The organism is Leifsonia sp. EB34, assembly GCF_041260585.1.
In the GTDB taxonomy this organism is placed as follows: Bacteria; Actinomycetota; Actinomycetes; order Actinomycetales; family Microbacteriaceae; genus Leifsonia.
The window spans coordinates 596245-621297 of the sequence record NZ_JBGCCV010000001.1 but is presented as its reverse complement, the minus strand read 5'-3'; the positions used below and the strand labels follow the sequence as shown (position 1 = coordinate 621297).

The following is a 25053-nucleotide window of genomic DNA, read 5'->3' as shown; positions in this document are numbered from 1 at the left end:
CCCACTCACGGAGGTGGGCCGGGCCGGCGCCTCGCAGCGGTCAGTGCTGGTCTGCGCGCAGCGCCGTGCGGAAGGCGTCGAGGGTAGCCGTGGCCGTGCGGTCCCACGAGAACACGGACGACCGCTGGCGACCGCGTACCGAGAGCTCGGCCATGCGCTTCGGATCGGTCGCCGCCGTCGTCAGGGCATTCGCGATCGACGCGCCGGAGGTCGGATCGAAGTACAGGGCGGCATCGTCGGCGACCTCGCGATAGACGTCGATGTCGGAGAGCATCACCGGAAGGCCGACCATCATCGCCTCGAGCGCCGGGAGCGAGAACCCGTCGCAGAACGACGGCATGGCCATGATGGTGGCGGTCGAGTAGAGCTCGCGCATCTCCTCGGACGAGACCCACGAGCGCAGCTCGACCCAGTCGCCCATCCCGGTCTCGCGCACGATCGGCGCGAGCGGGTCGTCGCCGTGGCTGCCCGTGATGATCAGGCGAGGGCGGACCGACTCGTCGACGAGCGGGAGGGCGCGGATCAGGCCTCCCCAATTCTTGTGAGGGCGGCGATTTCCTGTGGCCAGCACGAATGGGTCGGACGCGGAAGCGCGGGAGCGGTCGACCCCGTCCAGCAGCGTGCCGGCGAGGGGGATGACCTCCAGCTTGGAGCGGTCGACGCCCAGGAAACGCGTGATCTCGCCCTCGGAGACGTCGCTGATGGTCAGGACGCGAGTGGCCGCCTTGGACGCCCGCTTCTCCATCCACTTGACCGGCTGCGTGTAGAGGCCGGTCGACATCAGCTCGGGGTGGCTCCAGTAGAGCATGTCGTGCATGGTCACCACGCTCGGGACGCTCCTGCGCATCGTGCCGAGGGTCGCGGGGGAGTGGATGAGGTCGGCCTTGGTGCGCTTGGCCCAGGAGGTGACCTTGACGAGCTCGCCGTACGCCCAGATGAACCGGTTCTCTCCACTCAGCCCCGAGCGGATGACCTCCCCGGGGAACCAGCTCGTGTCGAGCTCGTACCCCTCGTTCGACGCGAGGGCCACGAATTCGAATTCGGTGTCTCTGCTGCCGATCTCGCGATAGAGCTCGCGGGCGTAGGTCTCCATCCCTCCCTTCGTGCCGGTGTACGAGAGGAGGTCGACGAGAACGCGGGGCATGGACGTCGAGTCTAGCAATCATCGGTAGGCTGGATCCCGACCGAAGGGACCCGACGATTCCTGCCGACGATTCCGTCTCCGTGGCTTTGTGCACGCACAACGGCGCCCGATTCGTCCGGGAGCAGCTCACCAGCGTCCTCGCCCAGAGTGCGCCGGTCGCGGAGATCGTGGTGAGCGACGACGCGTCGACGGACGACACGGAGGCGATCGTCGCCGAGGCGCTCGAGGGATGTGCTGCAGAAGTACGGGTTCTCCGCAACGAACCCGCGGTGGGTGTGACTCGCAACTTCGAGGGGGCGGTCAAAAGGACCAGCGGCGGGCTGATCGCCCTCTGCGACCAGGACGACGTGTGGCACGCGGACAAGATCCGCAGCGCGATCGACGCGTTGGACGCCTCGGGCGCCCTCCTGGCCCACTCGGACGCGAACCTGGTCGATGAGCGGGGCGCTCCACTCGGCCGGACGCTCTTCCAATGGCTCGAGGTCTCCCCTGAGGAGCTCGCGCAGGAGCAGACGGCGGACGGCTTCGCCGTGCTTCTGCGCCGGAACCTCGTCACGGGCGCGACCGTAGTCTTCCGACGGGAGCTCCTCGACGCTGCGCTGCCGTTCCCGGACGAGTGGGTGCACGACGAGTGGCTCGCGATCGTCGCCGCCGCCACCGGCCGCGTCGTCGCCGTCGAGCGACCCACCATCGACTACCGTCAGCACGGCAGCAATCAGATCGGCATCGCCGAGCCCGATCTCCGGCACAAGATCTCGCGCGTGCTGAACACCGACAGTGACCGCAATCGCGTTCTCGCGCGGAAGTTCCGGATTCTCGCCGAGCGACTCGACGGACTCGACGTGCCCGCCCGGATGCGGGAGCTCGCACATCGCAAGGCGGAATTCGAACTGCGCCGGTCACGGCTGCCTGCGTCGCGGTTCCGGCGGCTGGTCCCCGTCCTGCGTGAGCTGCGCTCGGGCACGTACGGCGAGTTCGCCAGCCGCCGACGTGCCGACGCGCTGCGCGATGTCCTGCGGCGCCGCTAGGCGTACCCGCTCAGGCGCCGTCCCGGTGCGGCAGCCGCAGCCGCCAGCTCATCCCTTGCGACGCCTTCACCGTGCAGATCACCATCAGCATCCAGCCCGACTCGATCAGGATCGAGCTCTCGAAGACGCTGGTGACCAGCAGCGCCACCAGCACCAGCGGCGCCCAGGCGTAGACGACGCTGCGGCGGTTTGAGGCGAGCAGCCAGGAGCGCCCGAACGCGAGGGCGATCAGCGCGACGAAGATCAGCAGGCCGATGAAGCCGACCTGGAGGTAGACGTCCAGGTAGGCGTTCAGGCCGTTCGGGTGGTAGGTGCCGGTCGCGTCCTGGATGGCGTTGAACGGGTACAGGTCGGTCGGCCAGGCGCCGACCCATCCCCAGCCGGTGATCTGGTTGATCGGGATGAGCTCCCAGATCTGGATCCAGAGCTTGTAGCGCACCTGGAAGTCCGCGCGGGCGTTGAGCAGGTCGATGACGCGTGTGCGGTAGATGTACGCGGTGACCAGGATCGCGATGGTCGCCACCGCGAGGGCCCATTGCACCAGCGTCCGGCGGTGGGCCGGCACCTTGCGCAGGAGGTACAGCGCGAGCGTCGCGAACCCGACCACCACTGACACGGCGGCGATCACGGGGGAGTGCGCCAGCAGGATGCAGAGCACGGCGAGCGTGATGGAGTACGCCGCCAGCGTCGGCCGCACGGAGCGGGTGCGCAGTTCGACGAGGAAGGTGACGAACGCGACCAGCGCCACGATGCTGAGCTGGTTGCGGGTGCCGAACAGCCCCTGGATCGGGCCTCCCGCCGCGATGTTGCCCTCGATCCCGAGGAAGCGGATGGGCACGTCAAGCAGCAGCCCGCTCAGCACCTCCAGCGCCAGTGACACGGTGAGCAGGGCGCGGAGGGCGTCGCCGACCACCCGGACGATCTGGATCGCGTCGCGCACCAGCGCGATGTACACGGCCAGGAACGCGAACAGGAGCTGGTACAGGACGCCGGCGACCGTGGCCAGCTGGTAGTCGCTCCAGATGATGGACAGCGCGCACCAGCCGACGAACAGCAGGGCGGAGATCGGCAGCAGGCCGTGCCATTCTATGAGCTTGCGCTGGGCGATGAACGACACCGCCGCCAGCACGGCGATGGTGCCGAGCACGCCGATGAGGCCCGGCCAGCCGATCATCGCGCGGATGGCGTGGGTGGAGAACCCGGTCACCACCGCCAGCAGCGCGAGGGTCGAGTTGAATCTCGCCGATCCGAGGAACTCGGTCACCGCGGGCGGCACCAGGGTTCGACGCGGTTCGGCCATGAAGAGAATCCTACGGGGCGGACTGCTTGGTCTTCAGGGAGATCAGCGCAAGGAGCGCCCAGCCGCCTTCGATCAGCATGCGGCTCTCCGCCAGGCTCTGCGCGAGCAGCGCCGCCAGCAGCAGCAGCGGCAGGAGGGCCAGCGCGGTGTATGGGAGGTCGTCGGCGACGGCGACCCGCGGCCGGTCCACGGCCAGGAACCACGACCGCCACAGCGTGCTCAGCACGAGGAGGGCGAAGATCACGAGCCCGACGATGCCGAGCTGCAGCCACACGTCGAGCCAGGCGTTGTGCGCCTGAAGGTATTCCACGCCGCTGCGCACGGCGAGGTCCTTGAACGGCGAGACCCACGGCGCCCAGTAGCTCACCCAGCCCCAACCGAATACCGGGCGCTCCTGGGCCAGGTGGATGACCGAGTTCCAGATCGTGAGCCGGCCGGTGAGGTCCTCGCTCTTGCCGAGCAGCACCGGGATGCGGGAGGCGAACAGGGCGACCGACACGACGACCACGACCGCGAGCGCCGCCGCGGTGAGGTACACCGGACGCCTCCGCTCGGGGCCGGCGCGGCGCGTCCAGAGCGCGAAGCCGAGCACGACCGCCGTGAACACGGCGGCGATGAACACGGTCGAGGAGCGGGTCAGCGCGAAGGTCAGCACGGCCACGACGACCCAGGTGATCGCCGTGCCGCGGCGGATGCTGCGATCGGCGAGCTGGATGCCGAACACGACCAGCCCGAGCAGCGCGACCATCGCCAGGAGGTTGCTGTTGCCGACGATCCCCTGGATCTGGCCGCCGTGGAAGAGCAGGTCGCGGCTCCAGTAGAAGGCCGACGGGATGTGCGAGGTCGGAGCCGGCTGCGCGGGCGTGAGCGGGAGGATGGGCTTGCGCACGAAGACGGCGACGACCAGCTCGAACAGCAGCGAGAGCCCGAGGATCCAGCGGAAGGCGTTCGCGAGCGCCGTCAGCAGCGCCGGCCAGCTCAGGCAGAACGCGAGGAAGACCGCCGCAGCGGTGGTGGCGAACTGGGCGACCAGCCCGAGCGCCGTCGCGCCGGGGTAGGCCGACCAGGCCAGCGAGACGACCGCGAAGGCGAGGAAGAGCACCAGCGACTTCGGCAGGGTGCGCCAGCGCACGACGGGCCGCCTCCGCACCACGAAGACGACGCTCCCCACCGCCAGGACGCCGGCGAGCACGAAGTATCCGGGCCAGGAGATCAGGTTGCGCCAGAAGTCCCCGGCGAACAGCGTGAACAGCACGAGCACCGCGAACACCGAGACCCCGGTGCCGGAGGCGCCGCGGGCGGTGTCGACGCGGTCGCGCAACGGGTTCGATCCGTTCGCCGGGTGGGAGGGCCTGCTCACCCCCGAAGGATAGCTCACCGGTTCGGCGTGGCCAGGAAGAGTGTTCCCGCGCCGGCATATACGGTCAGCGGTCCCTCGTCCGCCGTCACCACGGCCGCCTGGCCGCGGGTCAGCCGTAGGGAGCCCGTGGCGCCGCGGAGCTCGACCTCCCCGGCCGTGCAGAGCGCGATCGCCGTGCCCGGCAGGTCGACGGACGCGGACGGCACCTCGCCGCCGATCTCCACGCGTGCCAGCCGGAAGTCCGGTACGTCCGGCACGAACACCTCGACGCCCGGCGCCGGCCGCTCCCGGACCATCGGCGTCACCTCGAATGGGGCGAAGTCGAGGATGCTCACCAGCTCGGGGACGTCGATCCGCTTCGGGGTCAGGCCGCCGCGGAGGACGTTGTCGGAGGCCGCCATCAGCTCGACGCCGAGCCCGCGGAGGTAGGCGTGGATGTTGCCCGCCGGGAGGTAGAGCGCGTCGCCCGGCCGGAGCGCCACCCGGTTGAGCAGCAGGGCGAGCACGATCCCCGGGTCGCCGGGGAACGCCGCCGCGAGCATCCGAACGGTATCGGCGTCGACGCTGTCGGCTGCGGTGCCCTCCGCGGCGCGCGCCGCCTCGACGACGGCCTCGACGACCTCCGCCACCTCGGGCGCTCCGCCGAGCAGCCATTCGGTCGCGCGGCGCAGCGCCTGCTGCGGGTCGCCGTCCAGGGTGGCCGCGAACGCCGCCACCGCGGGGTCGTCGCCCGCCAGCCGCTCCAGCGCCGCGCGGCTCTGCGTGGGCTCGCGGAAGCCGCAGAGCGCGTCGAACGGGTCGGACAGCGCGAAGATCATCTCCGGCTTGTGGAACGGGTCCTTGTAGTTGCGCTCGGGGGAATCCGGCGCCAGGCCTTCGGCGTTCTCCCGATCGAAGCCGGCGCGGGCCTGAGCGGACGACGGGTGCGCCTGCAACGACAGCGGTCCAGCGGCCGCGAGCACCTTGAGCAGGTAGGGGAGTTTGTCCGCCGTCTCGCTCCAGTGAGCGAGGTCGGCGGCCCCGCCGGTCTCGGCCGGGTCGAGGATGCGGGCAGGGGAGCCGGGGTGGGCGCCCAGCCACAGCTCCGCCTCCGGCTCGCCGCTCGGTGTCGTGCCGAGGAGCCGCGCGATCGCGGTGGTGGAACCCCACGCGTAATCGCGCGGGGTGTTGCCGATGCGCACAAACATCCGTCGTGTTCCCTTCGATCCGGTTAGACCAAAGTACCAACCGCTTTGCCGGGTCCCCGGCCGGTCTTTAGGCTGGCGGTCTCTGTCGACCGCATGCACTGGAGCACACATGGCCTTCGAATCCCTCGCCAGCGACTTCTACGGCTTCGAGAACCTCCTGACCGAGCGCGAGCGCGACTTCATCGCGAATCTGCGCGCGGCGCTCGAGACGGAGCTGAAGCCGATCGTCAACGAGTACTGGGAGCGCGCCGAGTTCCCGCGGCAGATCGTAGACGTGGTGCACGGCGCGGGTGCCGTCGGCCTCGGCTTCGAGGAGACCGCGCCGTTCGAGAACTCGGCCGTGTTCCGCGGCTGGGTCGCCCTGGAGCTGGCGCGGGTGGACGCCTCCGTCAGCACCTACGTCGGCGTGCAGAACGGCCTGGCGCTCGGCGCGATCGGCGTCTGCGGCTCGAAGGAGCAGCGGGCCGAGTGGCTGCCGAAGCTGGCCAGCGGCGAGGCGCTCGGCGCGTTCGGACTCACCGAGCCGGACTCCGGCTCCGACTCCGCCCAGGGCCTGCGCACGATCGCGACCCGCGACGGCGACGACTGGATCCTCAACGGCTCCAAGCGCTGGATCGGCAACGCCACCTTCAGCGACATCACGGTCATCTGGGCGAAAAGCGCGGAGGACGGCCAGGTGAAGGGCTTCATCGTCCCGACCAGCACCCCCGGCTACACGGCCACCAAGATCGAGGGCAAGCTCTCCCTTCGCATGGTGCAGAACGCCGACATCACGCTCGAGAACGTGCGCGTGCCGGAGTCGCTGCGCCTCCAGAACGCGAACAGCTTCCGCGACACCGCCGCCGTGCTGCGGCTGACCCGCGCGGAGGTCGCCTGGTCGGCCGTCGGCGTCGCGGTCGGCGCCTACGAGGCGGCGCTGCGCTACGCGAAGGAGCGGGTGCAGTTCGGCAAGCCGATCGCGAAGCACCAGCTCATCCAGGACCTCCTGGTGAAGTCCATCGGCGACATCACCGCCTCCATCGCCCTCTGCACCCGGGTGTCGCAGATGCTCGACGACGACCAGCAGCGCGACGAGCACTCCGCGCTGGCGAAGGCCTTCGCGACGGCGCGGATGCGCGAGACCGTCGCCCGCTGCCGCGAGCTGATGGGCGGCAACGGCATCGTCATCGACTACGACGTCGCCCGGTTCTTCGCCGACGCCGAGGCGCTGTACTCCTACGAGGGCACCCGCGAGATGAACACGCTGATCGTCGGGCGGGCGATCACGGGGGAGGCCGCCTTCGTCTGAGCGTCCGGGCACGGGCCGCGCCACGGACGAACGCTAGGGTTGCTTCGAATCCCTCGTTCCTTATCGAAGCAGGAGGACGCCCGTGGCGTGGTTGGTGACTGGAGGGGCCGGCTACATCGGCTCCCACGTGGTGCGGGCGTTCCGCGACGAGGGCATCGACGTCGTCGTGGTCGACGACCTGTCCAGCGGGCACGAGGAGTTCGTCCCGGCCGACGTGCCCTTCTACCGCGGCACCATCCTCGACGGCGCTCTGCTGGAGCGGATCTTCCGCGAGAACACCGTCAGCGGTGTCGTGCACGTCGCCGGCTTCAAGTACGCGGGCGTCTCCGTGCAGCGGCCGCTGCACACGTACGAGCAGAACGTCACAGCCACCGCCGTCCTGCTCGCCGCGATGCAGGAGGCCGGGGTCGACGCGATCGTCTTCTCCTCGTCCGCCGCGGTGTACGGCACGCCGGACGTCGACCTGGTCACCGAGTCCACCCCCAAGAACCCGGAGTCGCCCTACGGCGAGTCCAAGCTGATCGGGGAGTGGCTGCTGCGCGACCAGGGTGTCGCCACCAGCCTGCGCCACACGTCGCTGCGCTACTTCAACGTCGTGGGCTCCGGCGACCCGGCGCTCCGCGACACCAGCCCGCACAACCTCTTCCCGCTGGTCTTCGACGCCCTCGTCGCGGGCCGGACGCCGCGGGTCAACGGCGACGACTACCCGACCCCGGACGGCACCTGCGTCCGCGACTACATCCATGTCGCCGACCTCGCGGTCTCGCACGTCGCGGCGGCCAAACGCCTCGACGCGGGCGAGCCGATCGAGGCCGTCTACAACCTAGGCAGCGGCGACGGCGTCAGCGTGGGCGAGATCATGGCGACCGTGGCGCGGGTCACCCACATCGCCTTCACCCCAGAAGTGGGGCCTCGACGTCCGGGCGACCCGGCGAGGATCGTTGCCTCGGGAGAGCTCGCCGCGCGCGACCTCGACTGGAAGATGCGCCACTCCCTCGAGGAAATGGTAGGCAGCGCCTGGGAAGCACGGCAGGCGGCGTCCTGACCTCCCGCCCGAAGGGGGTAGACAGGTCGGGCGTGTCGCGATTGTTGTCGAGCCCCGGCGCGTCGTGAACTCTCGACCAGGCGTTAAGGCTTTACGATTCGCGACTTGACGGATGCGAATGACAACGGTGTAATTATTGCGACACGACAAACGTGTCACGTCAGTTAGAGGGTGGGGAACCGATATGGCAATTCCTGAATATCGTTCTGGGGTACCCGACGACTGGTTCGTGGATCCGGTACGACTGGGAGTTCCGGGAGTCCGGCCGGCTGTCGAAGACGACAACCCGCTCGCCTGGCAGACCGACGCCCTGTGCGCGCAGACGGATCCGGAGGCGTTCTTCCCCGAGAAGGGCGGCTCCACCCGCGACGCCAAGCGGATCTGCACCTCGTGCGAAGTCCGGTCGCAGTGCCTCGAATACGCCCTCGCCAACGACGAGCGGTTCGGGATCTGGGGCGGCCTGTCGGAGCGCGAGCGCCGCAAGCTCCGCAAGCGCGCGGGCTGAGCCGAGTCGAATACGCGCCGCGCCCGCCGCACTACCGGGATCGGCGCAGCCCCAACTTAGGCTGACTCCCGATGTATCCGAGAGTCACCGCCATCGTCGTCGCCCCGAGCGGCGGCACCACCCTGCAGCGCACTCTCGACGCCCTCGCGGCACAGACCCGTCAGCCGGACGCCGTGATCGCCGTCGACTGCGCGAGCACGGACGATGCCGCCCGCCTCCTCGCCGACGCCCAGCCCACCCAGCTCCTCCGCAGTCCGGAGAAGCTGTCCTTCGGCACGGCGATCGCCTCTGCCGTACGCGTGCTCCCGCCCACCAGCTCGTCCGACGAACTGCTCTGGCTGCTCGCCCACGACACCGCGCCGGAGCCGGAGGCCCTGGCCGCACTGATCGGCGCGCTCGAGGTCTCGCCGTCCGTCGCCGTCGTCGGCCCCAAGCTGGTCGACGCCGAGGACGCAGCATTCATCCGCGAGTTCGGCGAATCGATGACGCCGTTCGGCGCCTCCCTCCCTCTGGTCGAGAACGAGCTGGACCAGGCCCAGCACGACGGCCTGAGCGACGTGCTCGCGGTCTCGTCCGCCGGCATGCTCGTCCGCCAGCCCGTCTGGGACGCCCTCGACGGCTTCGACCCGGCCCTCCCCACCGTGGACGCGGGACTCGACTTCTGCACCAGGGCCCGCCTGGCCGGCTACCGGGTGACGCTCGTCGCCCAGGCCCGCGTGGCCATCGGCGGGGACGGCGTCGCCGGCCCCAATCTGTCGCGCAAGTGGTCGGTGCGCCGCAAGCTCGCGGGGGAGCGGCGCAGGGCGCAACTCCACCGGCGGATGGTCTACGCGCCGGGCTGGGCGCTGGTGCCGCACTGGCTGACGCTCGTGCCGCTGGCGATCCTGCGCTCGATCGTGCGCCTGCTCCGCAAGGAGCCCGGCTCGGTCGGCGGCGAACTCGGAGCGGCCTTCCGGGTCGCGTTCTCCGGGATGGCGGTCGGCAACGCCCGCCGCCGGCTCGCCCGCGCCCGCACGGTCGGCTGGGCGGCCATCGCGCCGCTGCGGCTGCCGTTCGCCGAGGTGCGCCGCGGCCGCGCGCTCAAGCGCGAGGCGGCGATGGTCCGCCAGCAGGGCGAGCGCCAGGAGCTCGACTTCTGGGGTACAGGGGGCGGCTGGACGGTGCTGGCGATGCTGGCCGTCGGCGTCCTCCTCTTCTACCCGCTCGCCGGTTCCGGCGCGATCACCGGCGGCGGGATGCTGCCGCTGAACAGCTCCGTCGGGGACCTGTGGGCGAACCTCGGCTACGGCTGGCGCGACATCAACCTCGGCTTCACCGGGGCCGCCGACCCGTTCTCCGCCGTGCTCGCCGTGCTCGGCACCCTCACGTTCTGGCAGCCGAGCGTCTCGCTCGTGGCGCTCTGGCTGCTCGCCCTGCCGCTCTCGGCCCTCGGCGCGTGGCTCGCCGCCGCGCGGCTGACCGTCCGGCCGACCCTCCGCGCCTTCGCCGCCGTCGTCTACGCGCTGGCGCCGACGCTGTTCGTCGCGCTCCAAGGCGGTCGGCCCGGCGCCGTGCTCGCGCACATCCTCCTGCCGTGGCTGTTCTTCGCCGGCCTCGCCGCCCGCCGCTCCTGGACGGCCAGCGCCACGACGGCCCTGATCGCGGCCGCGACCGTCGCCTGCGCCCCGATCCTCATCCCGGCGCTCGTGGTCGCCTGGATCGCCGCCATCGCGTTCTCCGGCCGCCGCGCCGCGCGCATCGTCTTCATCCCGCTGCCGGCCGTTGTGCTGTTCGCGCCGCTGGTCTGGCAGCAGGCCTCCCGCGGCGCCTGGCTGTCGATCTTCGCCGACCCGGGGGTCCCGCTCGACGCCCGGCAGACGCCGGCGTGGCAGCTCGCGCTCGGCTTCCCGGACGGCGCGCTCGGCGGCTGGCACGCCCTCGCGCAGGCGTTCGGGCTCAGCGCCGCCCCGGGTAACGTCATCGTGCCCATCCTGCTGGCGCCGCTCGGCATCCTCGCGATCCTCGCGCTGTTCCTGCGGGGCACCGTGCGGGCGATCGTGGCGCTGCTGGTCGCGCTCGCCGGCTTCCTCACCGCCGTGACGGCGCTGCACCTCCAGGTCGCGGTCTCCGGGTCTGCGGTCGTCCCCATTTGGCCCGGGAGCGCGGTGAGCCTCTACTGGCTCGGTCTCATCGGCGCCGCCGTGCTCGCGCTCTCGGCGCTCCGGCGCGGCGCGCTCGCCCCGGCCTGGGTCGCCATGGCGGCCATCGCCATCGCGGCGGTGCCCTCGGCGCTGGAGACGCACGACGGCCAGGCCGCCGTGACGGCGAGCGACGGGCGCACGATGCCGGCGGTGGTGACGGCCAAGGCCGCGACCCAGCCGCGCACCGGCACGCTGCGGATCACTCCGCAGCCCGACGGCGGCATCCAGGCGCAGGTCGTCCGCGGCACCGGGCAGACCCTCGACGTTCAGACCACCCTCAACTCGACCGAGCGGTCGCTCTCGAGCGGGCAGCGGGAGCTCGCGACCCTCGCCGGGAACCTGTCGTCGCGCAGCGGGTTCGACGCCTCCGGCGAACTGAAACGTCTGGGCATCGACTTCGTGCTGCTCACCCCCTCCGCGACGGCACTGGACGAGCACGTCGGGGCCAAGCCGGACACGGCGGCGGCCGACGCCACCCGGGCACGGGCGAGCGTCGCGATGGACGCCAACTCCCTGCTCGCGCCGGTCGGGCAGACCACCACAGGCTCGCTCTGGGCTTTCGACCGGGGCACCACCGTCGAGCCGCCCGCGGCCGTGATCCCGCCCGACGCCGGCGGGATGTGGCGGGTGATCGTGCTCCTCGTCCAGTGGCTGATCGTCGGCTTCACGCTGCTGCTGGCCATCCCGACCACGCGGTCCGCCGACCGCGTCTCTGAGCTGAACTCCCGGCGCCCCGCGCGCAAGCACGGCGGGGAGCCACCCGCCGTCGAGCCGGACGACGAGCCGGTGCCGCCATCGGACGGCGACGTCCCCATCGCGGGCGAGAGCCTGGACGAGTGGGACGCCGAGCCCGAGGACGAGGCCGTCGTCGAGTCCGCGGACGAGGACGAGGCGCGCGAGGCGCGCGCCGAGCCGGATGAGACCCCTGCGCCGGAGCCAGGACCGGAGTCGGCCGCGGTCGAGGAGCCGGTGTCCGCGCCGGTGCACGAGACCACGCTCGAGCCGGAGGCCGCCGCCGAGCCGGCCGCCGCCGAGCCGGACACCACCGAGCCGGACACCACCGCGCCGGACCACGCCGCCGAGCGCGACTACGCCCTCCAGGCCGCCCGCGCGTTCGACGCCCCGACCACGCTGGAGGACGGCCTCGAGGAGACCATCATCCGGCCCCGTCCGTCCATCGAGAGGAGCGACCGTGGCTGACCGCCGTGCCCTCGCCCAGGGCGGCGTCCGCGCGATCGGAGGCCTCGTCGGCATCGGGATCGCCGCCGTCGTCATCGCGGGCGCGACCGCGTTGCCGCTGTCCGGGTTCGCGATCGACGCGCCGTCGAAGACCGTCCACCCGATCCCCGCCGACCAGCAGCGCGTCTGCCCCGGCCCCGTGCTCGCCCTCGCGGCCGACGCCGGCCAGGCCTCGCAGCCCAGCGCCATCGGACGCTTCTCCAGCGTCTACGGCACCGACGGCCCCGGCACCCAGACCAGGAACCTCAAGCCGGACGCCTCCACCGACTCGCCCGACCAGGCCCCTCTGGCGCTGACGGCGGCGACTCCTCAGGGCGCGACGCGGCCTCCGCTGTTCGCGGGCGCTCAGCTCCAGACCGTCACCAGCCAGGACGTCGCAGGACTGGCCGCGGCCTCCTGCGACGAGGCCGCAGCCGACAGCTGGCTCGTCGCCGGCGCGACCACCCTCGGCCAGACCAGCCTCGTGCTGCTGTCCAACCCGACCTCCGTCGACGCGACCGCCAACCTCGACATCTACACCGAGACCGGCCGGGTGGCGGCCCCCGGTGCGACCGGCATCGTCGTCCCCGCCGGAGCGCAGAAGGTCGTCCCGCTCGCGGGCCTCGCACCCTCCGCCACCTCTCCCGTGGTCCACGTGACCACGACCGGCGGCGCCGTGGTCGCCACCATGCAGCAGAGCTGGGAGCAGGGCATCGAGCCGCGTGGCGTGGAGCTCGCCGGCCCGACCGGCGCGCCGTCGCGGGTGCAGACGATCTCCGGGGTGACGATCACCTCGCTCGCCGCGGTCACCGCCGCGCAGTCCGCCGAGGCCGTCAGCGTGGAGTTCCCGACCGTGCGCGTCTTCGTGCCGGGGACCCAGGACGCCCAGATCACCATCGGCGCCGTGGGGGAGGCCGGCACGGCCGCCGGCAACTCGTACGCGCAGACCGTGAAGGCGGGCAACGTCGCCGAGATCCCGCTCGACCACCTCAAAGACGGGAACTTCGACGTCACCGTCCGCTCCAACGTCCCCGTCGTCGCCGCCGTCCGCACCTCTGTCATCGGAACCAAGACGCGCGACTTCGCCTGGTTCGTCTCCTCCCCGCCGATCCCGGGCTCCCAGTTCCTCGCCGTGCCGCCGGGGCCGGCTGCGCGCGTGCACTTCGCCAACGCCGCGGACAAGAACGCCACGGTGAAGCTCCAGCCGGAGTCGGGCCCGGCCATCTCGCTCACGGTGCCCGCGGAGGGCGGAGCCGGCGCGGTCGTCCCGAGCGGGCGGTACACGATCACCGGGGGCGGCGGAATGGTGGTCGCCGTCAGCTTCATTGCGGACGGGCAGACGAGCGCGTTCGCGGTCTCGCCCGCGGGGCCGCTCGCGGCGCCGATCGAGGTCTACCCGCACTGAGGCCGGGCCGACCAACGGCGCGGCTCAGAAGTGCCGGAACCGGTCGGGCGCGAGGTCCCACGGGTCCTTGCCGAGCAGCTCGGCGACGGCGCGGAAGACGCAGCCCTCGATGTACATCCGGCGGTGCAGGTCGTCGTCGCGGTGCAGCTTGGTCAGCCGCTGGATGGGCACGCGGTAGAACACGACCCGCCGACGCGCGTGGTCGACGTACCAGCGGTCCACGCCGTCGCTGCCGGTGTTGCCGACCGGCGTCGCGGCGACCTCGAAGTGCACGTCCGCCAGCTCCTGGGGCCAGACGCCCTTGAGGTAGTCGGCGGTGGAGGCCACGGTCATGTCGAAGAAGTCGATGCGGTTCTGCAGCATCGGCAGATGCGGCCCCGTGACCGGTCCGCGCGCGCCGCGACCGTGACGGCTGCGCCACCGGCTGGTCGCCGGAGGGTTGCTGCTGGTGCGGCGGTTGCGGGGCATGTCGCAATCCTACGTCGGCGGCGCTCCGGTAGTCTGAGCCCGATGTTGAGCCGTCCGTGTTCCCGTGTCGCGTGCCCGCGCGACGCCGTGTCGACGCTGACGTACGTCTACGCCGACTCGATGGCGGTGCTCGGCCCGCTCAGCCTCCACCACGAGCCGCACTCGTACGACCTGTGCGCCATCCACGCGGAGCGCCTGTCGGCGCCGCAGGGCTGGCAGATCGTCCGTCACGAGGTCTTCGGCGAGATCAAGTAGGGTGACCGAGTGCACTCATCTGACTCGATCGACGACTACCGCGACGCGCTCTCCCAGGTCATCAAGACCTACGATGTGCGCGGCCTGGTCGGCAGCGGCCTGACCCCCGAGATCGTCACCGCGATCGCCGCAGCCTTCGTCGACGAGATCGGCGCGGCCGGGTCGGAGGTCGTGGTCGGTCACGACATGCGCGACTCGTCGCCGGAGTTCGCCGCCGCGTTCGCACGCGGTGCGCAGGCCCGCGGAGCGGACGTCGTCTCGATCGGGCTGTGCTCCACCGATGAGTCCTACTTCGCCTCCGGCGCGCTGCAGGCGCCCGCCGCGATGTTCACCGCGAGCCACAACCCTGCCACCTACAACGGCATCAAGCTCTCCCGCGCCGGCGCGCAGGGCCTCAGCCTCGACACCGGCCTCGCCGCCGTCCGCGACCGTGCGGCCGTCTACCTGGCCGAGGGCGTGGAGCCCGTCGCCGAGCCGGGCTCGTACCGCGAGCAGGACGTCCTGGCGGACTACGCCGCGTACCTGCGCGGCCTGGTCGACCTCAGCGACATCCGCCCGATCCGGATCGTGGTGGACGCCGGAAACGGCATGGGTGGCCTGACCGTCCCCGCGGTGCTGGGCGAGGCCGCGGGGCTGCCCGCTCTGCCGATCGAGATCATCCCGCTGTACTTCGAGCTCGACGGCACCTTCCCGAACCACGAGGCGAACCCGCTGGAGCCGGCGAACCTGGTCGACCTCCAGGCGGCCGTCGTGGAGCACGGCGCCGACCTCGGCCTCGCCTTCGACGGGGACGCGGACCGCTGCTTCGTCGTGGACGAGACCGGCGGCGCGGTGTCGCCGTCGGCCGTCGCCGCGATCGTCGCCCTCCGCGAGATCGACCGCGCCCGCGCGGAGGACCCGGACGCCCCGATCACGGTCATCCACAACCTGATCACCTCCAACATCGTCCCGGAGACGATCGAAGCCGCCGGCGCTGTGCCGCACCGCACGCGCGTCGGCCATTCCCTGATCAAGGCGGCCATGCGCGAGACCGGAGCGGTCTTCGGCGGCGAGCACTCGGCGCACTACTACTTCCGCGACTTCTGGAGCGCCGACAACGGCATGCTGGCCGCCATGCACATGCTGGCCGAGTTCGGAGCCCAGGAGCGCCCGCTGTCCGAGCTGGCGGCGGCGTACACGCCGTACACGCAGTCCGGCGAGATCAACTCGACGGTGGACGACGTCCCGGCCGCCTACGCGCGCGTCGTGGAGGCGTTCACCGGCCGCGCCGAGTTCGACGAGCTCGACGGCCTCACCATCACCGGCTACACCGATGAGACCGAGCCGTTCTGGTGGTTCTCGGTGCGCCCGTCCAACACCGAGCCGCTGCTGCGCCTCAACGTGGAGGCCGCCGACGTTGCCACGATGACGCGCATCCGTGACGAGGTGCTGGCGCTCATCCGCGCCTGAGTTGGGCCGGGGGCCCTCGGTCGCAGGCTCCCTCAGCGCTGGGTCGCGCATCGCTTCGCGCTGCCTTGAGCTCCACCGCGCGCTCCGCGCTGCCCCTAAGCTCCACCGCGCATGGGAGAATATCCCCATGCCTTCCGCCGTGACTGACACGTCCCTGCCGTTCCGCGTCGCCGACCTCTCGCTCGCCGAGGCGGGCCGCCACCAGATCCGGCTCGCCGAGAACGAGATGCCCGGCCTGATGGCCCTCCGCGAGGAGTTCGGCGCCTCCCAGCCGCTCGCCGGCGCCCGCATCGCCGGCTCGCTGCACATGACGGTGCAGACCGCCGTGCTGATCGAGACCCTGGTCGCCCTCGGCGCGCAGGTGCGCTGGGCGAGCTGCAACATCTTCTCGACGCAGGACGAGGCCGCCGCCGCCATCGCGGTCGGTCCTGACGGCACCCCGCAGGCTCCGGCCGGCGTCCCGGTCTTCGCGTGGAAGGGCGAGACCCTGGACGAGTACTGGTGGTGCACCCAGCAGATCTTCGACTGGAGCGCGGAGGCCGCGGCCGCCGGCGCCGACTGGACCGGCCCCAACCTCATCCTCGACGACGGCGGCGACGCCACCCTGCTGGTCCACAAGGGCCGCGAGTTCGAGCGCGCCGGCGCCGTGCCGGACGACGCCGAGGGCGACAGCCACGAGTACCGCGTCATCCTGGGCGCGCTGCGCGCCTCCCTGGCCACGTCGCCCGACCGCTGGACCCGCGTCGCCGACGGCATCCTGGGCGTCACCGAGGAGACCACGACCGGCGTCCACCGCCTCTACGAGCTGGCCAAGCAGGGCGAGCTGCTGTTCCCGGCGATCAACGTCAACGACTCGGTGACCAAGAGCAAGTTCGACAACAAGTACGGCATCCGCCACTCGCTGCCGGACGGCCTCAACCGCGCGACCGACGTCCTCATGGGCGGCAAGGTCGTGTTCGTCGCCGGCTACGGCGACGTGGGCAAGGGCGCTGCGGAGGCCCTGCGCGGCCAGGGCGCCCGCGTCATCGTCAGCGAGATCGACCCGATCAACGCCCTCCAAGCGGCGATGGACGGCTTCCAGGTGACCACGCTGGAGTCCGTCGTCGACCAGGTCGACATCGTCATCACCGGCACCGGCAACCTCAACGTCGTCACCCTCGACCACATCCTCGCGATGAAGCACCTCGCCATCGTCGCGAACGTCGGCCACTTCGACAACGAGATCGACATGGCCTCCCTGGAGGCACTGCCCGGCGCCGAGAAGGTCGAGATCAAGCCGCAGGTGCACGAGTGGCGGCTGCCGAACGGCCGCAGCGTTCTGGTGCTGTCCGAGGGCCGCCTGATGAACCTCGGCAACGCCACCGGCCACCCGAGCTTCGTGATGAGCAACTCGTTCACCAACCAGGTGCTCGCCCAGCTCGAGCTCTACGTGTCGACCGAGAACTACCCGGTCGGCGTCTACGTGCTGCCGAAGCACCTGGACGAGAAGGTCGCGCGCCTCCACCTGGACGCGCTCGGCGTCCAGCTCACCACCCTCACGGACGAGCAGGCCGCCTACATCGGCGTGCCGGTCGAGGGCCCGTACAAAGTCGACCACTACCGCTACTGATGGCACTCGACTTCGCAGACCGGGAACTCCCCGGCGGCCTCCTCCTACGCCTGCGCCGGGAGGAGGACGCCGCGGCGCTCGCCGCCGCCTACGTCCGCAACCGCGGCCACCTCGCACCCTGGGACCCGACGCGCTCGGAGGAGTTCTTCACCGAGGCCGGCCAGCGCACCCGCACGCTGGAGCTCCTTGCGCTCCGCTCGCTGGAGACCGCGGTGCCACTGGTGATCGTGGACGGCGACGAGATCGCCGGCGGGATGGACCTCAGCAACATCGTCCGCGGCGCCTTCCAGAGCGCGATGGTCGGCTACTGGCTCGACCGCGGCCACACCGGCCGCGGCCTGGCGTCGGTGGCGCTGACGGCGCTGCTCGACGCCGCCCGCGACGACTATGCCCTGCACCGCGTGCAGGCGGCGACGCTGCTGGCCAACCACGCGTCGCAGTCCGTCCTCACCCGCGCCGGCTTCGAGCGGATCGGCGTCGCGCCGGACTACCTGAAGATCGCCGGGCGCTGGCAGGACCACGTGCTGTTTCAGAAGATCCTGCACGACTGAGGGGTGCCGCGCGGGGCGTCGGCCGTCGCGTATTCAACCCGATGGTCGCAGCGCGACGAGAACGGTAGAGGCGAGCGATCGCGACGAGAATGCTGTGCAGCTCGCGGGCGCCCGTGTGCATGCACTCGCGTCGCGAGACGCAGTGGTGCGCTTCCTCCGGAGGCCTCACGACCCGAAGCGGTTGCGGATCTCATCCTCGGTGATGCCGCCATCCTTCGCGATCTCGCTCCGAGCAGCTGTGACGACGTCGAGAATCTGTTCCTGTGAAAGCCAATACTGCGTCTCCACGAGCGATTCCCGGTCCTGGACACTGACCACCGAAGCCGCGGGACGGACGGTGCTCATGGTGTCCACATCCTCCTGGGTGGTCGAGGCGGCACTCTCGACTTCGTTGAGGGGCATGGGTTCTGAGTCCTTAGGGCGCGTAGGCAAATCGTCACACCTCCGCGAACGCCCGCACCGGGAACGTCCCGAACCCTTCCACGGCCGGCGGCGCCGCCGTGAAGCGCGCGCCGCGGGCGGGCAGCTCGCCCAGCCGGGTCAGGTGCTCGACCACGTGGATGCCGTGCGCCAGCAGGATGCTGTGCGCCGGACGCGAGCCGCCGCTCTCGGTGTCGTCGATGTTGAGCGAGTCGATGCCGACCAGCGTCACGCCCTCGTCGGCCAGGTGCTGTGCGCCGGCCTCCGTGAGGTGCGGCGCCCCCGACGCGTAGGCCGGCGTGCCGAACCGGGTGTCCCAGCCGGTGTGCAGCAGCACGGCCGTGCCCGCCAGGTCGCGGTCGAAGAACACCGAGGCCGGGATGCCGCGCTCGGCGGCGTCCTCCAGGTGGAAGACTTCCGCGGGCAGCCCGACCAGCGTCGCGAGGTCGAGCGAGGCGAGGTCGCCTCCGTCCGCGTAGCGGTGATACGGGCTGTCGAGGTAGGTGCCGGTGTTGCCGATGATGGTGATGACGTCCATCGCGAACTCGGTGCCGGGGGCGTAACGCTCGCGCGACGCCTCCCGGGTGAGGTGCGGGGTGATGACCGGAGCGGGGAGGCCGGGGTAGGTGACCAGCCCGGCGTGGATCGGGTGGCTGAGGTCGACGACGCGGCGCGACGTCGCGTCTGGCGACGGCGTCTCGCTCACCCCGCGACTGCCGCGGTGCGGCTCTGCGACGATCCGCAGGTCCCGCAGCTCGACGTCCGCCACGAGCGCGAGGCCGAGGTGGCGCACGAAGAGCTCGGCGACCTCCGCCTCGCCGACCGACTCCGAGGGCACGTCGAGCCGGAACCCTTCCGCGGTCAGGCCGCCGCCGTTGACGAACGACACGCTCGCGTCGAAGTGGGCTCGGTACTCGGTCATCGGCGCTCCAAGCGTGTGAAGGTCGGCCGGATCAGCGATCCGGGAAGGAGTGGGGCAGCGCGTCGAGCACCGGCTCCAGCCGCCGCAGCCGCTCGGCCTCCAGCGCCAGGCCGGCCGCGTCCCGCCGGCGGCGGAGCACGGCGACCGCGACGAGGAACGCCTCGGCGTCGACCTGCGGCAGCGGCGACACGTACGGTGCGGCCTCGCGGGCGAGCTCGGTGCTCAGCCCGTACCTGGCCGCGGCGGTGAGCTGCGGGGCCTGGCGCACGAACTGCGCGATGCGGCGGGAGAGCCGGTCGGGCAGCCTCCCGACGTCCGCGTTCGCCGCCCAGCCGGCGAGCTGCGGCGGCAGGTACAGGTCGAGCGGCTGCGGGCGCGGGACACGCTCGAGCTGGCTGTAGGTGCCGGCCAGCAGGTCGCCGAGGCGCTTGGAGCGGGAGTTGAGGAGGCCGGCCAGCGCGGCGATCCCTCCGAAGCTCAGGTAGATCTCCAGCACGCCGGCGAGAGCGCGGATGAACGCGTGGCGGAAGCCGATCGCGCCGCCGTCGTCGCGCACGATGCGGGCGCCGACCGCCAGCTTGCCGAGCGAGCGGCCGCGGGTCAGGAGCTCCATCCCGGTCGGGAGGATCACCGTCCCGAACACCAGGATGAGGATGATCAGCGCGCGCACCAGAGCCTGGTCGAGGCCGCCGCCGGTGCCGACGAGGATCAGGATCAGCCCGAGCATGACGAGCATCGAGAACAGCCAGTCGATGATCGTCCCGGCCGCCCGGAGGATGTAGCTCGCGGGCTTGACGTCGAGGGTGACGGCCTCGCCGGTGACCAGCTCGCGCTCGGGCGCTGGGCCGCCGGTCGCTGGGCCGCCGGTCACTGGGGCGCCGCTCGCTGGGCCGCCCGCCGAGAGACCTGCCGTCGGAAGGCCCCCACTCGGGAGGAGGGGCGCGGATGCCGTCATGGCTATCATTCAAGCAGATGGATCTCGACGCATACACTGCCGCGCACAGCGCCGACTGGGAGAGGCTCTCCCGGCTGGCCCGCCGTCGGCGCCTGGACGGCCGCGACGCCGACGAGCTGATCGACCTGTACCAGTCCGGTGCGGCCGATCTGTCGGCCATCCAGACCAGCGCGGGCTCCACCGCGGTGGGCGACCGGCTCTCGGTGACGCTCGCCTCGGCGCGGCTGCGCTTCACGGGCGCCGGCTCGAACCTGTTCTCGCAGATCCCGCGGTTCTTCGCCTTGCAGCTCCCCGCGGCGCTCTACCGGATTCGCTGGATCGTGCTGGCGGTCGCGGTCGGCACGGTGATCGTCTCCACCCTGTACGCGCTGTGGATCACCGGCAACCCGCAGGTGCTCCGCAACCTCGGCGACGACGCCGCCCTCAAGCAGTACGTCAACCACTCGTTCGTGGACTACTACTCGAACAACCCGGCGGCGTCGTTCGCGGGCCAGGTGTGGACCAACAACGCCTGGATCGCGGCGCAGTGCATCGCGTTCGGGATCACCGGGCTGTGGGTGCCCTACGTGCTCATCCAGAACGCCGTCGGTGTCGGCACAGCCGCGGGCGTGATGTTCGCGTACGGACGCGGCGACGTGCTGTTCTCGTACATCCTGCCGCACGGCCTCCTGGAGCTCACCAGCGTGTTCGTCGCGGCCGCGGCCGGGCTGCGGATCTTCTGGGCCTGGATCGCGCCGGGCGCGCGCACCCGCGGGCAGGCGCTCGCCGAGGACGGCCGGGCGCTGTTCACGGTCGCGATCGGCTGCGTGATCAGCCTGTTCGTCTCGGGCCTGATCGAGGGCTTCGTGACGCCGTCCGCGCTGCCGGTGTGGCTGAAGATCGCCATCGGCGCGCTCGCGCTCGCGGCGTACCTCTTCTACATGCTGTTCGTCGGCCGCCGGGCCGTTCGCGCCGGCGAGACTGGCGACCTCACGGAGTTCGAGGCGGGCGACCGCCGCGTCGTCGCCGGCTGAGCCCCCAGACGCGCTCGACATTCGTCACGAATGTGCGGTCAGCGCGGTCGCGATATTCGTGACGGATGTGTGTGCGCGGGGTCGCGTCAGAGCCGGCCGGCGGCCTTCAGCGCGAGGTACCGGTCGGCGAGGGCCGGCGGGAGATCGGCGGGGGAGCCCGTGACCACCTCGCCGCCGAGCCGTCGGACGGCCGCCGACACCCGCGCCACGTCGAGCAGCGCCCGTTCGGCGGACGCCGCCCGGTAGACGTCCTCCCGGTGGCCGCGCTGCGTCGTCGCCGCCTCCGTGTCCGGGTCGGTCACGCTCGCCACCAGCACGAGGTGCTTGCGGGTGAGCTGCGGCAGCACCGAGAGCAGACCGCGCGAGCCTCCCGGCGCGTCGAGCGACGTCAGCAGCACCACGAGCGACCGCTGGCTGGTGAGCGTGCCGACCTGCGCGGGGACCGCCGACCAGTCCATCTCGATGAGCGCGGGTTCGATGCCGGCCATCGTGTCCACCATCCGGGAGAGCAGCTCGGACCCGGTCGCCCCCTGCACGCGGCCGCGGACGACGCGGTCGTACGCCACCAGGTCGACGCGGTCTCCGGCCCGGGAGGCGAGCGCCGCCAGCAGCAGCGACGCCTCGAACGCGGTGTCGATGCGCGGCTCGTCCGCGATCCGTGCCGCGGAGGTGCGGGCGGTGTCGATCACCAGGACCACGCGGCGGTCGCGCTCCGGCCGCCAGGTGCGGACCATCACCCGCGCGCCGCGGCCGCCGGTCGGGTCGTGCCGCCGGGCGGTGGCCCGCCAGTCGATCGAGCGCACGTCGTCGCCGCGCACGTACTCGCGCAGCGAGTCGAACTCCGTGCCCTGGCCGCGCAGCATGACGCTCGTCTCGCCCTCAAGCTCGCGGAGCCGCGCCAGCCGCGACGGCAGGTGCTTGCGGGCGTTGAACGGCGGCAGCACGCGGATGCGGCCCGGAGCGGACAGCGTCGCCTGTCGCGCCCAGAGGCCGAGCGGGCCCCAGGCGCGCACGGTGACCTGCTCGACCCGGCGTTCCCCGCGTCGCCACGGCGTCAACGACACCACGACGCGGCGGCGCTCGCCCGGCGGGATGCTGATCGCGGTGCGCGTCGGCTCGGCGCCGGCCGACGGCTCCCACGCGTCGCGGAGCACACCGCGCAGCGTCCGCGCGCCGGTGTTCGTCACGAACAGCTCGCTCGCGGCCTCGGCGCCCAGGCGGACGCGCGCCGGCAGCTCCCTGCTCAGCCGCAGCCGCCGGGGGGAGGCCGCCAGCGCGAGGTCGATCGAGCCCAGCACCAGGCACAGCAGCACCCAGCCGCCGAGCGCGGCGTAGGCGGCCGCCGCCGCACCGCCGAGCAGCACGACGGGGACGGCGCCGAGCGCCAGCAAGGCGACGAAACGTCCGGACACGGTCATCGGCGCGGCCTAGATCGGGACCTGGACCTGCTGCACGATCGAGCGCAGCACGGCGTCGGCGCCCACGCCCTCCAGCTCCGCCTCCGGACGGAGCTGGATGCGGTGCCGCCAGACCGGCACGAGCATCGCCTGGACGTGGTCGGGCGTGATCGAGTCGTAGCCCGACAGCCACGCCCACGCCTTCGCGGCGGCGAGCAGCGCAGTTGTGCCGCGCGGGCTGACGCCGAGCCGCACCGACGGGCTGCGCCGGGTGGCGCGGGCCAGGTCGACGATGTAGGCGAGCACGTCCGGGTTCGCGCCGACGGCGGCCGCGGCCGCCCGGGCGGACTCGAGCTGCCGGGCGTCGAGCACCGGCCGCACGCCCGCCCCGGCGAGGTCGCGCGGGTTGAAGCCGGCCGCGTGCCGGCGCAGCACCTCCACCTCGGCCTCGCGCTCCGGCACGTCCAGCGTGAGCTTCAGCAGGAACCGGTCGAGCTGGGCCTCCGGGAGGGTGTAGGTGCCCTCGTACTCGATCGGGTTCTGGGTGGCAGCGACGATGAACGGGTCGGGGAGGCGGCGGCTCACCCCGTCGACGCTGACCTGACGCTCCTCCATCGCCTCCAGCAGCGCGGACTGGGTCTTCGGGGGCGTCCGGTTGATCTCGTCCGCCAGCAGGATGTTCGTGAACACCGGGCCCTCGCGGAACACGAACCCGCCGGTCTGGGAGTCGTAGACGAGAGAGCCGGTGACGTCGCCCGGCATCAGGTCGGGCGTGAACTGGATGCGCGTGGTCGACAGGCTCAGCGCCTCGCTGAGCGAGCGCACGAGCAGGGTCTTCGCGACGCCGGGCACACCCTCCAGGAGGACGTGGCCGCGGGCGAGCAGCGCGATGATCAGGCCGGTGACCGCGCCCTCCTGGCCGACGACGGCCTTGCCGACCTCTGCGCGGACCCGCGCCAGCGCGTGCCGCAGGTCGGAGGAGCCGGGCGAGGACGGCGCCGGCGTGCCGTCCGGTGCTGCCGAAGCGGAGTGGGAGCCGGTCGTGAGGTCGGTCATGGTTCCATTCTTCCGGTCGTTCGCGGAGAGTGCGGCGAGGCGGCGTCGGCCGTCGCGCGTTCGAGTTCGGCCAGCCGGTCGGAGAGCTCGAGGAGCTCCCGATCGCTGCCCGGACGCTGTTCCAGGAGCAGGTAGAGGATCGTGGCGCGGTCGCGGCCGGTGATCGCGGCGACGGCGTCGGCGACCTCGTCCGTGGTGGCCACCCGGGGGAGGCCGACCTGGGTGGCCAGCCGGCCGATGGTCCCGATGCGCAGCGCGTCGGCGGCGCGGAGCCGCGCCGACGACCGCTGGTAGAGCCGCGCGCGGCCCTCCCGGGTCTCTCCCGCGCGCACGACGACCGGGAGGTGCTCGACCACCAGCGGTCCGAAGCGCCGGCCGCGCCACACGGCGGCGGCGACGAAGACCAGTGTCAGCAGCAGGAGCACCGGGGTCACCCAGCCCGGGGTCAGGGTCGCGAGGTCGGCGGGGCCGGTGACCGGCCGGTCGAGCAGGCCGGGCAGGTACCAGACCAGGGTGCGGTGCTCGCCGAGCAGGCCGAGGCCGAGAGCGGCGTTGCCGAGCCGGTCGACGCCGTCGTTCATGAGGGTGGCGGCCGACCCGAGCAGGTAGACGGTGCGGCCCTCGTACGTCGTGCGCACCAGGGAGGCACGGCCTCCCGACGCCACGAAGCACGCGGTCGCGTCGCCGCTGACACGGAAGCTGCCCGGCGACGCGATGTTCTTCGTGTTCTCGGTGGGCCGCGGGTCGATCTGGACGGCGCGCTGGGCGACGGGCAGGCCGCAGCCGGCGGAGGCGGTGGCACCCGGGTCTCCCGCCGCGTGCACGCCGGGCGCGAGGGCCTGCATCGCCGCGAAGTCGGGCTCGACCAGCACGATGGTGCTCGCGATCGAGCTGAGCTGGTCGTAGCCCCGCCGGTCGAGGTTGCCCTCCGGGTCGTAGACGAGAACGGTGGTGTCGTCTCCGGCCGCGCCGCGCACCTGGTCGAGCGTGCCTGCGGTGCGCACGGTCACGCCCTGCTGGCCGAGCACCTGGGCGAGGGCCTTGCCGCCGACGGGGCCGGGGTTGGAGGCGCTCAACGGGTCGCCGCCGACGGTGCGGCCGCCGTTCAGCAGCACACCGGACAGCCCGACGATCACGGCGATGACGGCGAGGACGATCCAGGGGACGGCGCGGCGCGCGGTGCGACGGACGGTGGGGGAGAGGGCGGGCGCGTCCGCCGGGCCGGTCCCGGGCGCGGGTGGGCGCTCGGCCTCGGGTGCCAGGGTCCCGGTCATGCCAGTGTTCCGGTCATGCGCGTG

Annotated in this window: 22 protein-coding genes; 11 read left to right on the top strand and 11 right to left on the bottom strand. The window is 72.0% G+C overall.

Annotated features, from left to right (window positions below):
* Positions 1 to 40 precede the first annotated feature (40 nt).
* Positions 41 to 1144: a glycosyltransferase family 4 protein gene (locus tag ABIA36_RS02995; protein ID WP_369960784.1), complete on the bottom strand. Its 1104-nt coding sequence runs from the start codon at positions 1142 to 1144 to the stop codon at positions 41 to 43.
* Between the two features lie 80 nt (positions 1145 to 1224).
* On the opposite strand from ABIA36_RS02995, the gene ABIA36_RS02990 reads away from it, so the two are divergent.
* Positions 1225 to 2172: a glycosyltransferase family 2 protein gene (locus tag ABIA36_RS02990; RefSeq protein WP_369960783.1), complete on the top strand. Its 948-nt coding sequence runs from the start codon at positions 1225 to 1227 to the stop codon at positions 2170 to 2172.
* Between the two features lie 10 nt (positions 2173 to 2182).
* Here ABIA36_RS02990 and ABIA36_RS02985 read toward each other — a convergent pair whose 3' ends face one another.
* The 3 genes from ABIA36_RS02985 to manA are packed head-to-tail and all read right to left on the bottom strand — an operon-like array spanning position 2183 to position 6019.
* Positions 2183 to 3472, bottom strand: coding sequence for an O-antigen ligase family protein (locus tag ABIA36_RS02985; RefSeq protein ID WP_369960782.1), 1290 nt, complete (start codon positions 3470 to 3472; stop codon positions 2183 to 2185).
* 10 nt (positions 3473 to 3482) lie between these two features.
* Positions 3483 to 4832 (bottom strand): O-antigen ligase family protein, encoded by a 1350-nt coding sequence (locus tag ABIA36_RS02980; RefSeq protein ID WP_369960781.1) that lies wholly within the window; start codon positions 4830 to 4832, stop codon positions 3483 to 3485.
* A gap of 14 nt (positions 4833 to 4846) precedes the next feature.
* Positions 4847 to 6019: a mannose-6-phosphate isomerase, class I gene (manA, locus tag ABIA36_RS02975; protein ID WP_369960780.1), complete on the bottom strand. Its 1173-nt coding sequence runs from the start codon at positions 6017 to 6019 to the stop codon at positions 4847 to 4849.
* A 109-nt stretch (positions 6020 to 6128) separates the two neighbouring features.
* Between manA and ABIA36_RS02970 the strand changes: the two genes are divergently transcribed.
* From ABIA36_RS02970 to ABIA36_RS02950, 5 genes are all read left to right on the top strand, one after another.
* A complete protein-coding gene (locus ABIA36_RS02970; protein WP_369960779.1) occupies positions 6129 to 7307 on the top strand; it encodes an acyl-CoA dehydrogenase family protein in 1179 nt (392 codons plus the stop codon).
* A gap of 82 nt (positions 7308 to 7389) precedes the next feature.
* The gene (gene galE, locus ABIA36_RS02965) at positions 7390 to 8352 is read left to right on the top strand and encodes a UDP-glucose 4-epimerase GalE (RefSeq protein ID WP_369960778.1); all 963 of its coding nucleotides are present in this window, start codon (positions 7390 to 7392) and stop codon (positions 8350 to 8352) included.
* 184 nt (positions 8353 to 8536) lie between these two features.
* Positions 8537 to 8857: a WhiB family transcriptional regulator gene (locus tag ABIA36_RS02960; protein ID WP_369960777.1), complete on the top strand. Its 321-nt coding sequence runs from the start codon at positions 8537 to 8539 to the stop codon at positions 8855 to 8857.
* Positions 8858 to 8928: 71 nt separating this feature from the next.
* On the top strand, positions 8929 to 12237 hold the full coding sequence (locus ABIA36_RS02955; RefSeq protein ID WP_369960776.1) for a glycosyltransferase: 3309 nt from the start codon (positions 8929 to 8931) through the stop codon (positions 12235 to 12237).
* Entirely contained in the window at positions 12230 to 13660 is a 1431-nt protein-coding gene (locus ABIA36_RS02950; protein ID WP_369960775.1) for a DUF5719 family protein, read from the top strand. The genes ABIA36_RS02955 and ABIA36_RS02950 overlap by 8 nt, the downstream gene beginning before the upstream one ends.
* A gap of 24 nt (positions 13661 to 13684) precedes the next feature.
* Here the strand turns inward: ABIA36_RS02950 and ABIA36_RS02945 are convergent, their stop codons facing one another.
* Entirely contained in the window at positions 13685 to 14128 is a 444-nt protein-coding gene (locus tag ABIA36_RS02945; protein ID WP_369960774.1) for a metallopeptidase family protein, read from the bottom strand.
* Between the two features lie 42 nt (positions 14129 to 14170).
* On the opposite strand from ABIA36_RS02945, the gene ABIA36_RS02940 reads away from it, so the two are divergent.
* The 4 genes from ABIA36_RS02940 to ABIA36_RS02925 all read left to right on the top strand — a co-directional run bounded on the left by ABIA36_RS02940 (position 14171) and on the right by ABIA36_RS02925 (position 17992).
* Complete coding sequence (locus ABIA36_RS02940; RefSeq protein WP_179607582.1) at positions 14171 to 14383, top strand: DUF3499 family protein; 213 nt, start codon at positions 14171 to 14173, stop codon at positions 14381 to 14383.
* A 9-nt stretch (positions 14384 to 14392) separates the two neighbouring features.
* Positions 14393 to 15832, top strand: coding sequence for a phosphomannomutase/phosphoglucomutase (locus tag ABIA36_RS02935; RefSeq protein WP_369960773.1), 1440 nt, complete (start codon positions 14393 to 14395; stop codon positions 15830 to 15832).
* 127 nt (positions 15833 to 15959) lie between these two features.
* The gene (gene ahcY / locus ABIA36_RS02930) at positions 15960 to 17441 is read left to right on the top strand and encodes an adenosylhomocysteinase (protein WP_369960772.1); all 1482 of its coding nucleotides are present in this window, start codon (positions 15960 to 15962) and stop codon (positions 17439 to 17441) included.
* A complete protein-coding gene (locus ABIA36_RS02925; RefSeq protein ID WP_369960771.1) occupies positions 17441 to 17992 on the top strand; it encodes a GNAT family N-acetyltransferase in 552 nt (183 codons plus the stop codon). The genes ahcY and ABIA36_RS02925 overlap by 1 nt, the downstream gene beginning before the upstream one ends.
* A gap of 165 nt (positions 17993 to 18157) precedes the next feature.
* On the opposite strand, the gene ABIA36_RS02920 is transcribed toward ABIA36_RS02925, so the two are convergent.
* From ABIA36_RS02920 to ABIA36_RS02910, 3 genes are read right to left on the bottom strand one after another with little or no spacing between them, the layout of a single operon-like run.
* The gene (locus ABIA36_RS02920) at positions 18158 to 18394 is read right to left on the bottom strand and encodes a prevent-host-death family protein (RefSeq protein WP_369960770.1); all 237 of its coding nucleotides are present in this window, start codon (positions 18392 to 18394) and stop codon (positions 18158 to 18160) included.
* A 34-nt stretch (positions 18395 to 18428) separates the two neighbouring features.
* Positions 18429 to 19334 (bottom strand): cyclase family protein, encoded by a 906-nt coding sequence (locus tag ABIA36_RS02915; protein WP_369960769.1) that lies wholly within the window; start codon positions 19332 to 19334, stop codon positions 18429 to 18431.
* A 31-nt stretch (positions 19335 to 19365) separates the two neighbouring features.
* Entirely contained in the window at positions 19366 to 20205 is an 840-nt protein-coding gene (locus ABIA36_RS02910) for an RDD family protein (RefSeq protein ID WP_369960768.1), read from the bottom strand.
* 101 nt (positions 20206 to 20306) lie between these two features.
* Here ABIA36_RS02910 and ABIA36_RS02905 point away from each other — a divergent pair, with 101 nt between their 5' ends.
* Entirely contained in the window at positions 20307 to 21302 is a 996-nt protein-coding gene (locus tag ABIA36_RS02905) for a stage II sporulation protein M (RefSeq protein ID WP_369960767.1), read from the top strand.
* An 86-nt stretch (positions 21303 to 21388) separates the two neighbouring features.
* Here the strand turns inward: ABIA36_RS02905 and ABIA36_RS02900 are convergent, their stop codons facing one another.
* Genes ABIA36_RS02900 through ABIA36_RS02890 form a run of 3 tightly spaced genes read right to left on the bottom strand, consistent with a single transcriptional unit; the run spans position 21389 to position 25029 of the window.
* Positions 21389 to 22720: a DUF58 domain-containing protein gene (locus ABIA36_RS02900; RefSeq protein WP_369960766.1), complete on the bottom strand. Its 1332-nt coding sequence runs from the start codon at positions 22718 to 22720 to the stop codon at positions 21389 to 21391.
* A gap of 9 nt (positions 22721 to 22729) precedes the next feature.
* The gene (locus ABIA36_RS02895) at positions 22730 to 23755 is read right to left on the bottom strand and encodes an AAA family ATPase (protein ID WP_369960765.1); all 1026 of its coding nucleotides are present in this window, start codon (positions 23753 to 23755) and stop codon (positions 22730 to 22732) included.
* Positions 23752 to 25029 (bottom strand): DUF4350 domain-containing protein, encoded by a 1278-nt coding sequence (locus ABIA36_RS02890; RefSeq protein WP_369960764.1) that lies wholly within the window; start codon positions 25027 to 25029, stop codon positions 23752 to 23754. Before ABIA36_RS02890 ends, ABIA36_RS02895 begins: the two co-directional genes overlap by 4 nt.
* Positions 25030 to 25053 lie beyond the last annotated feature (24 nt).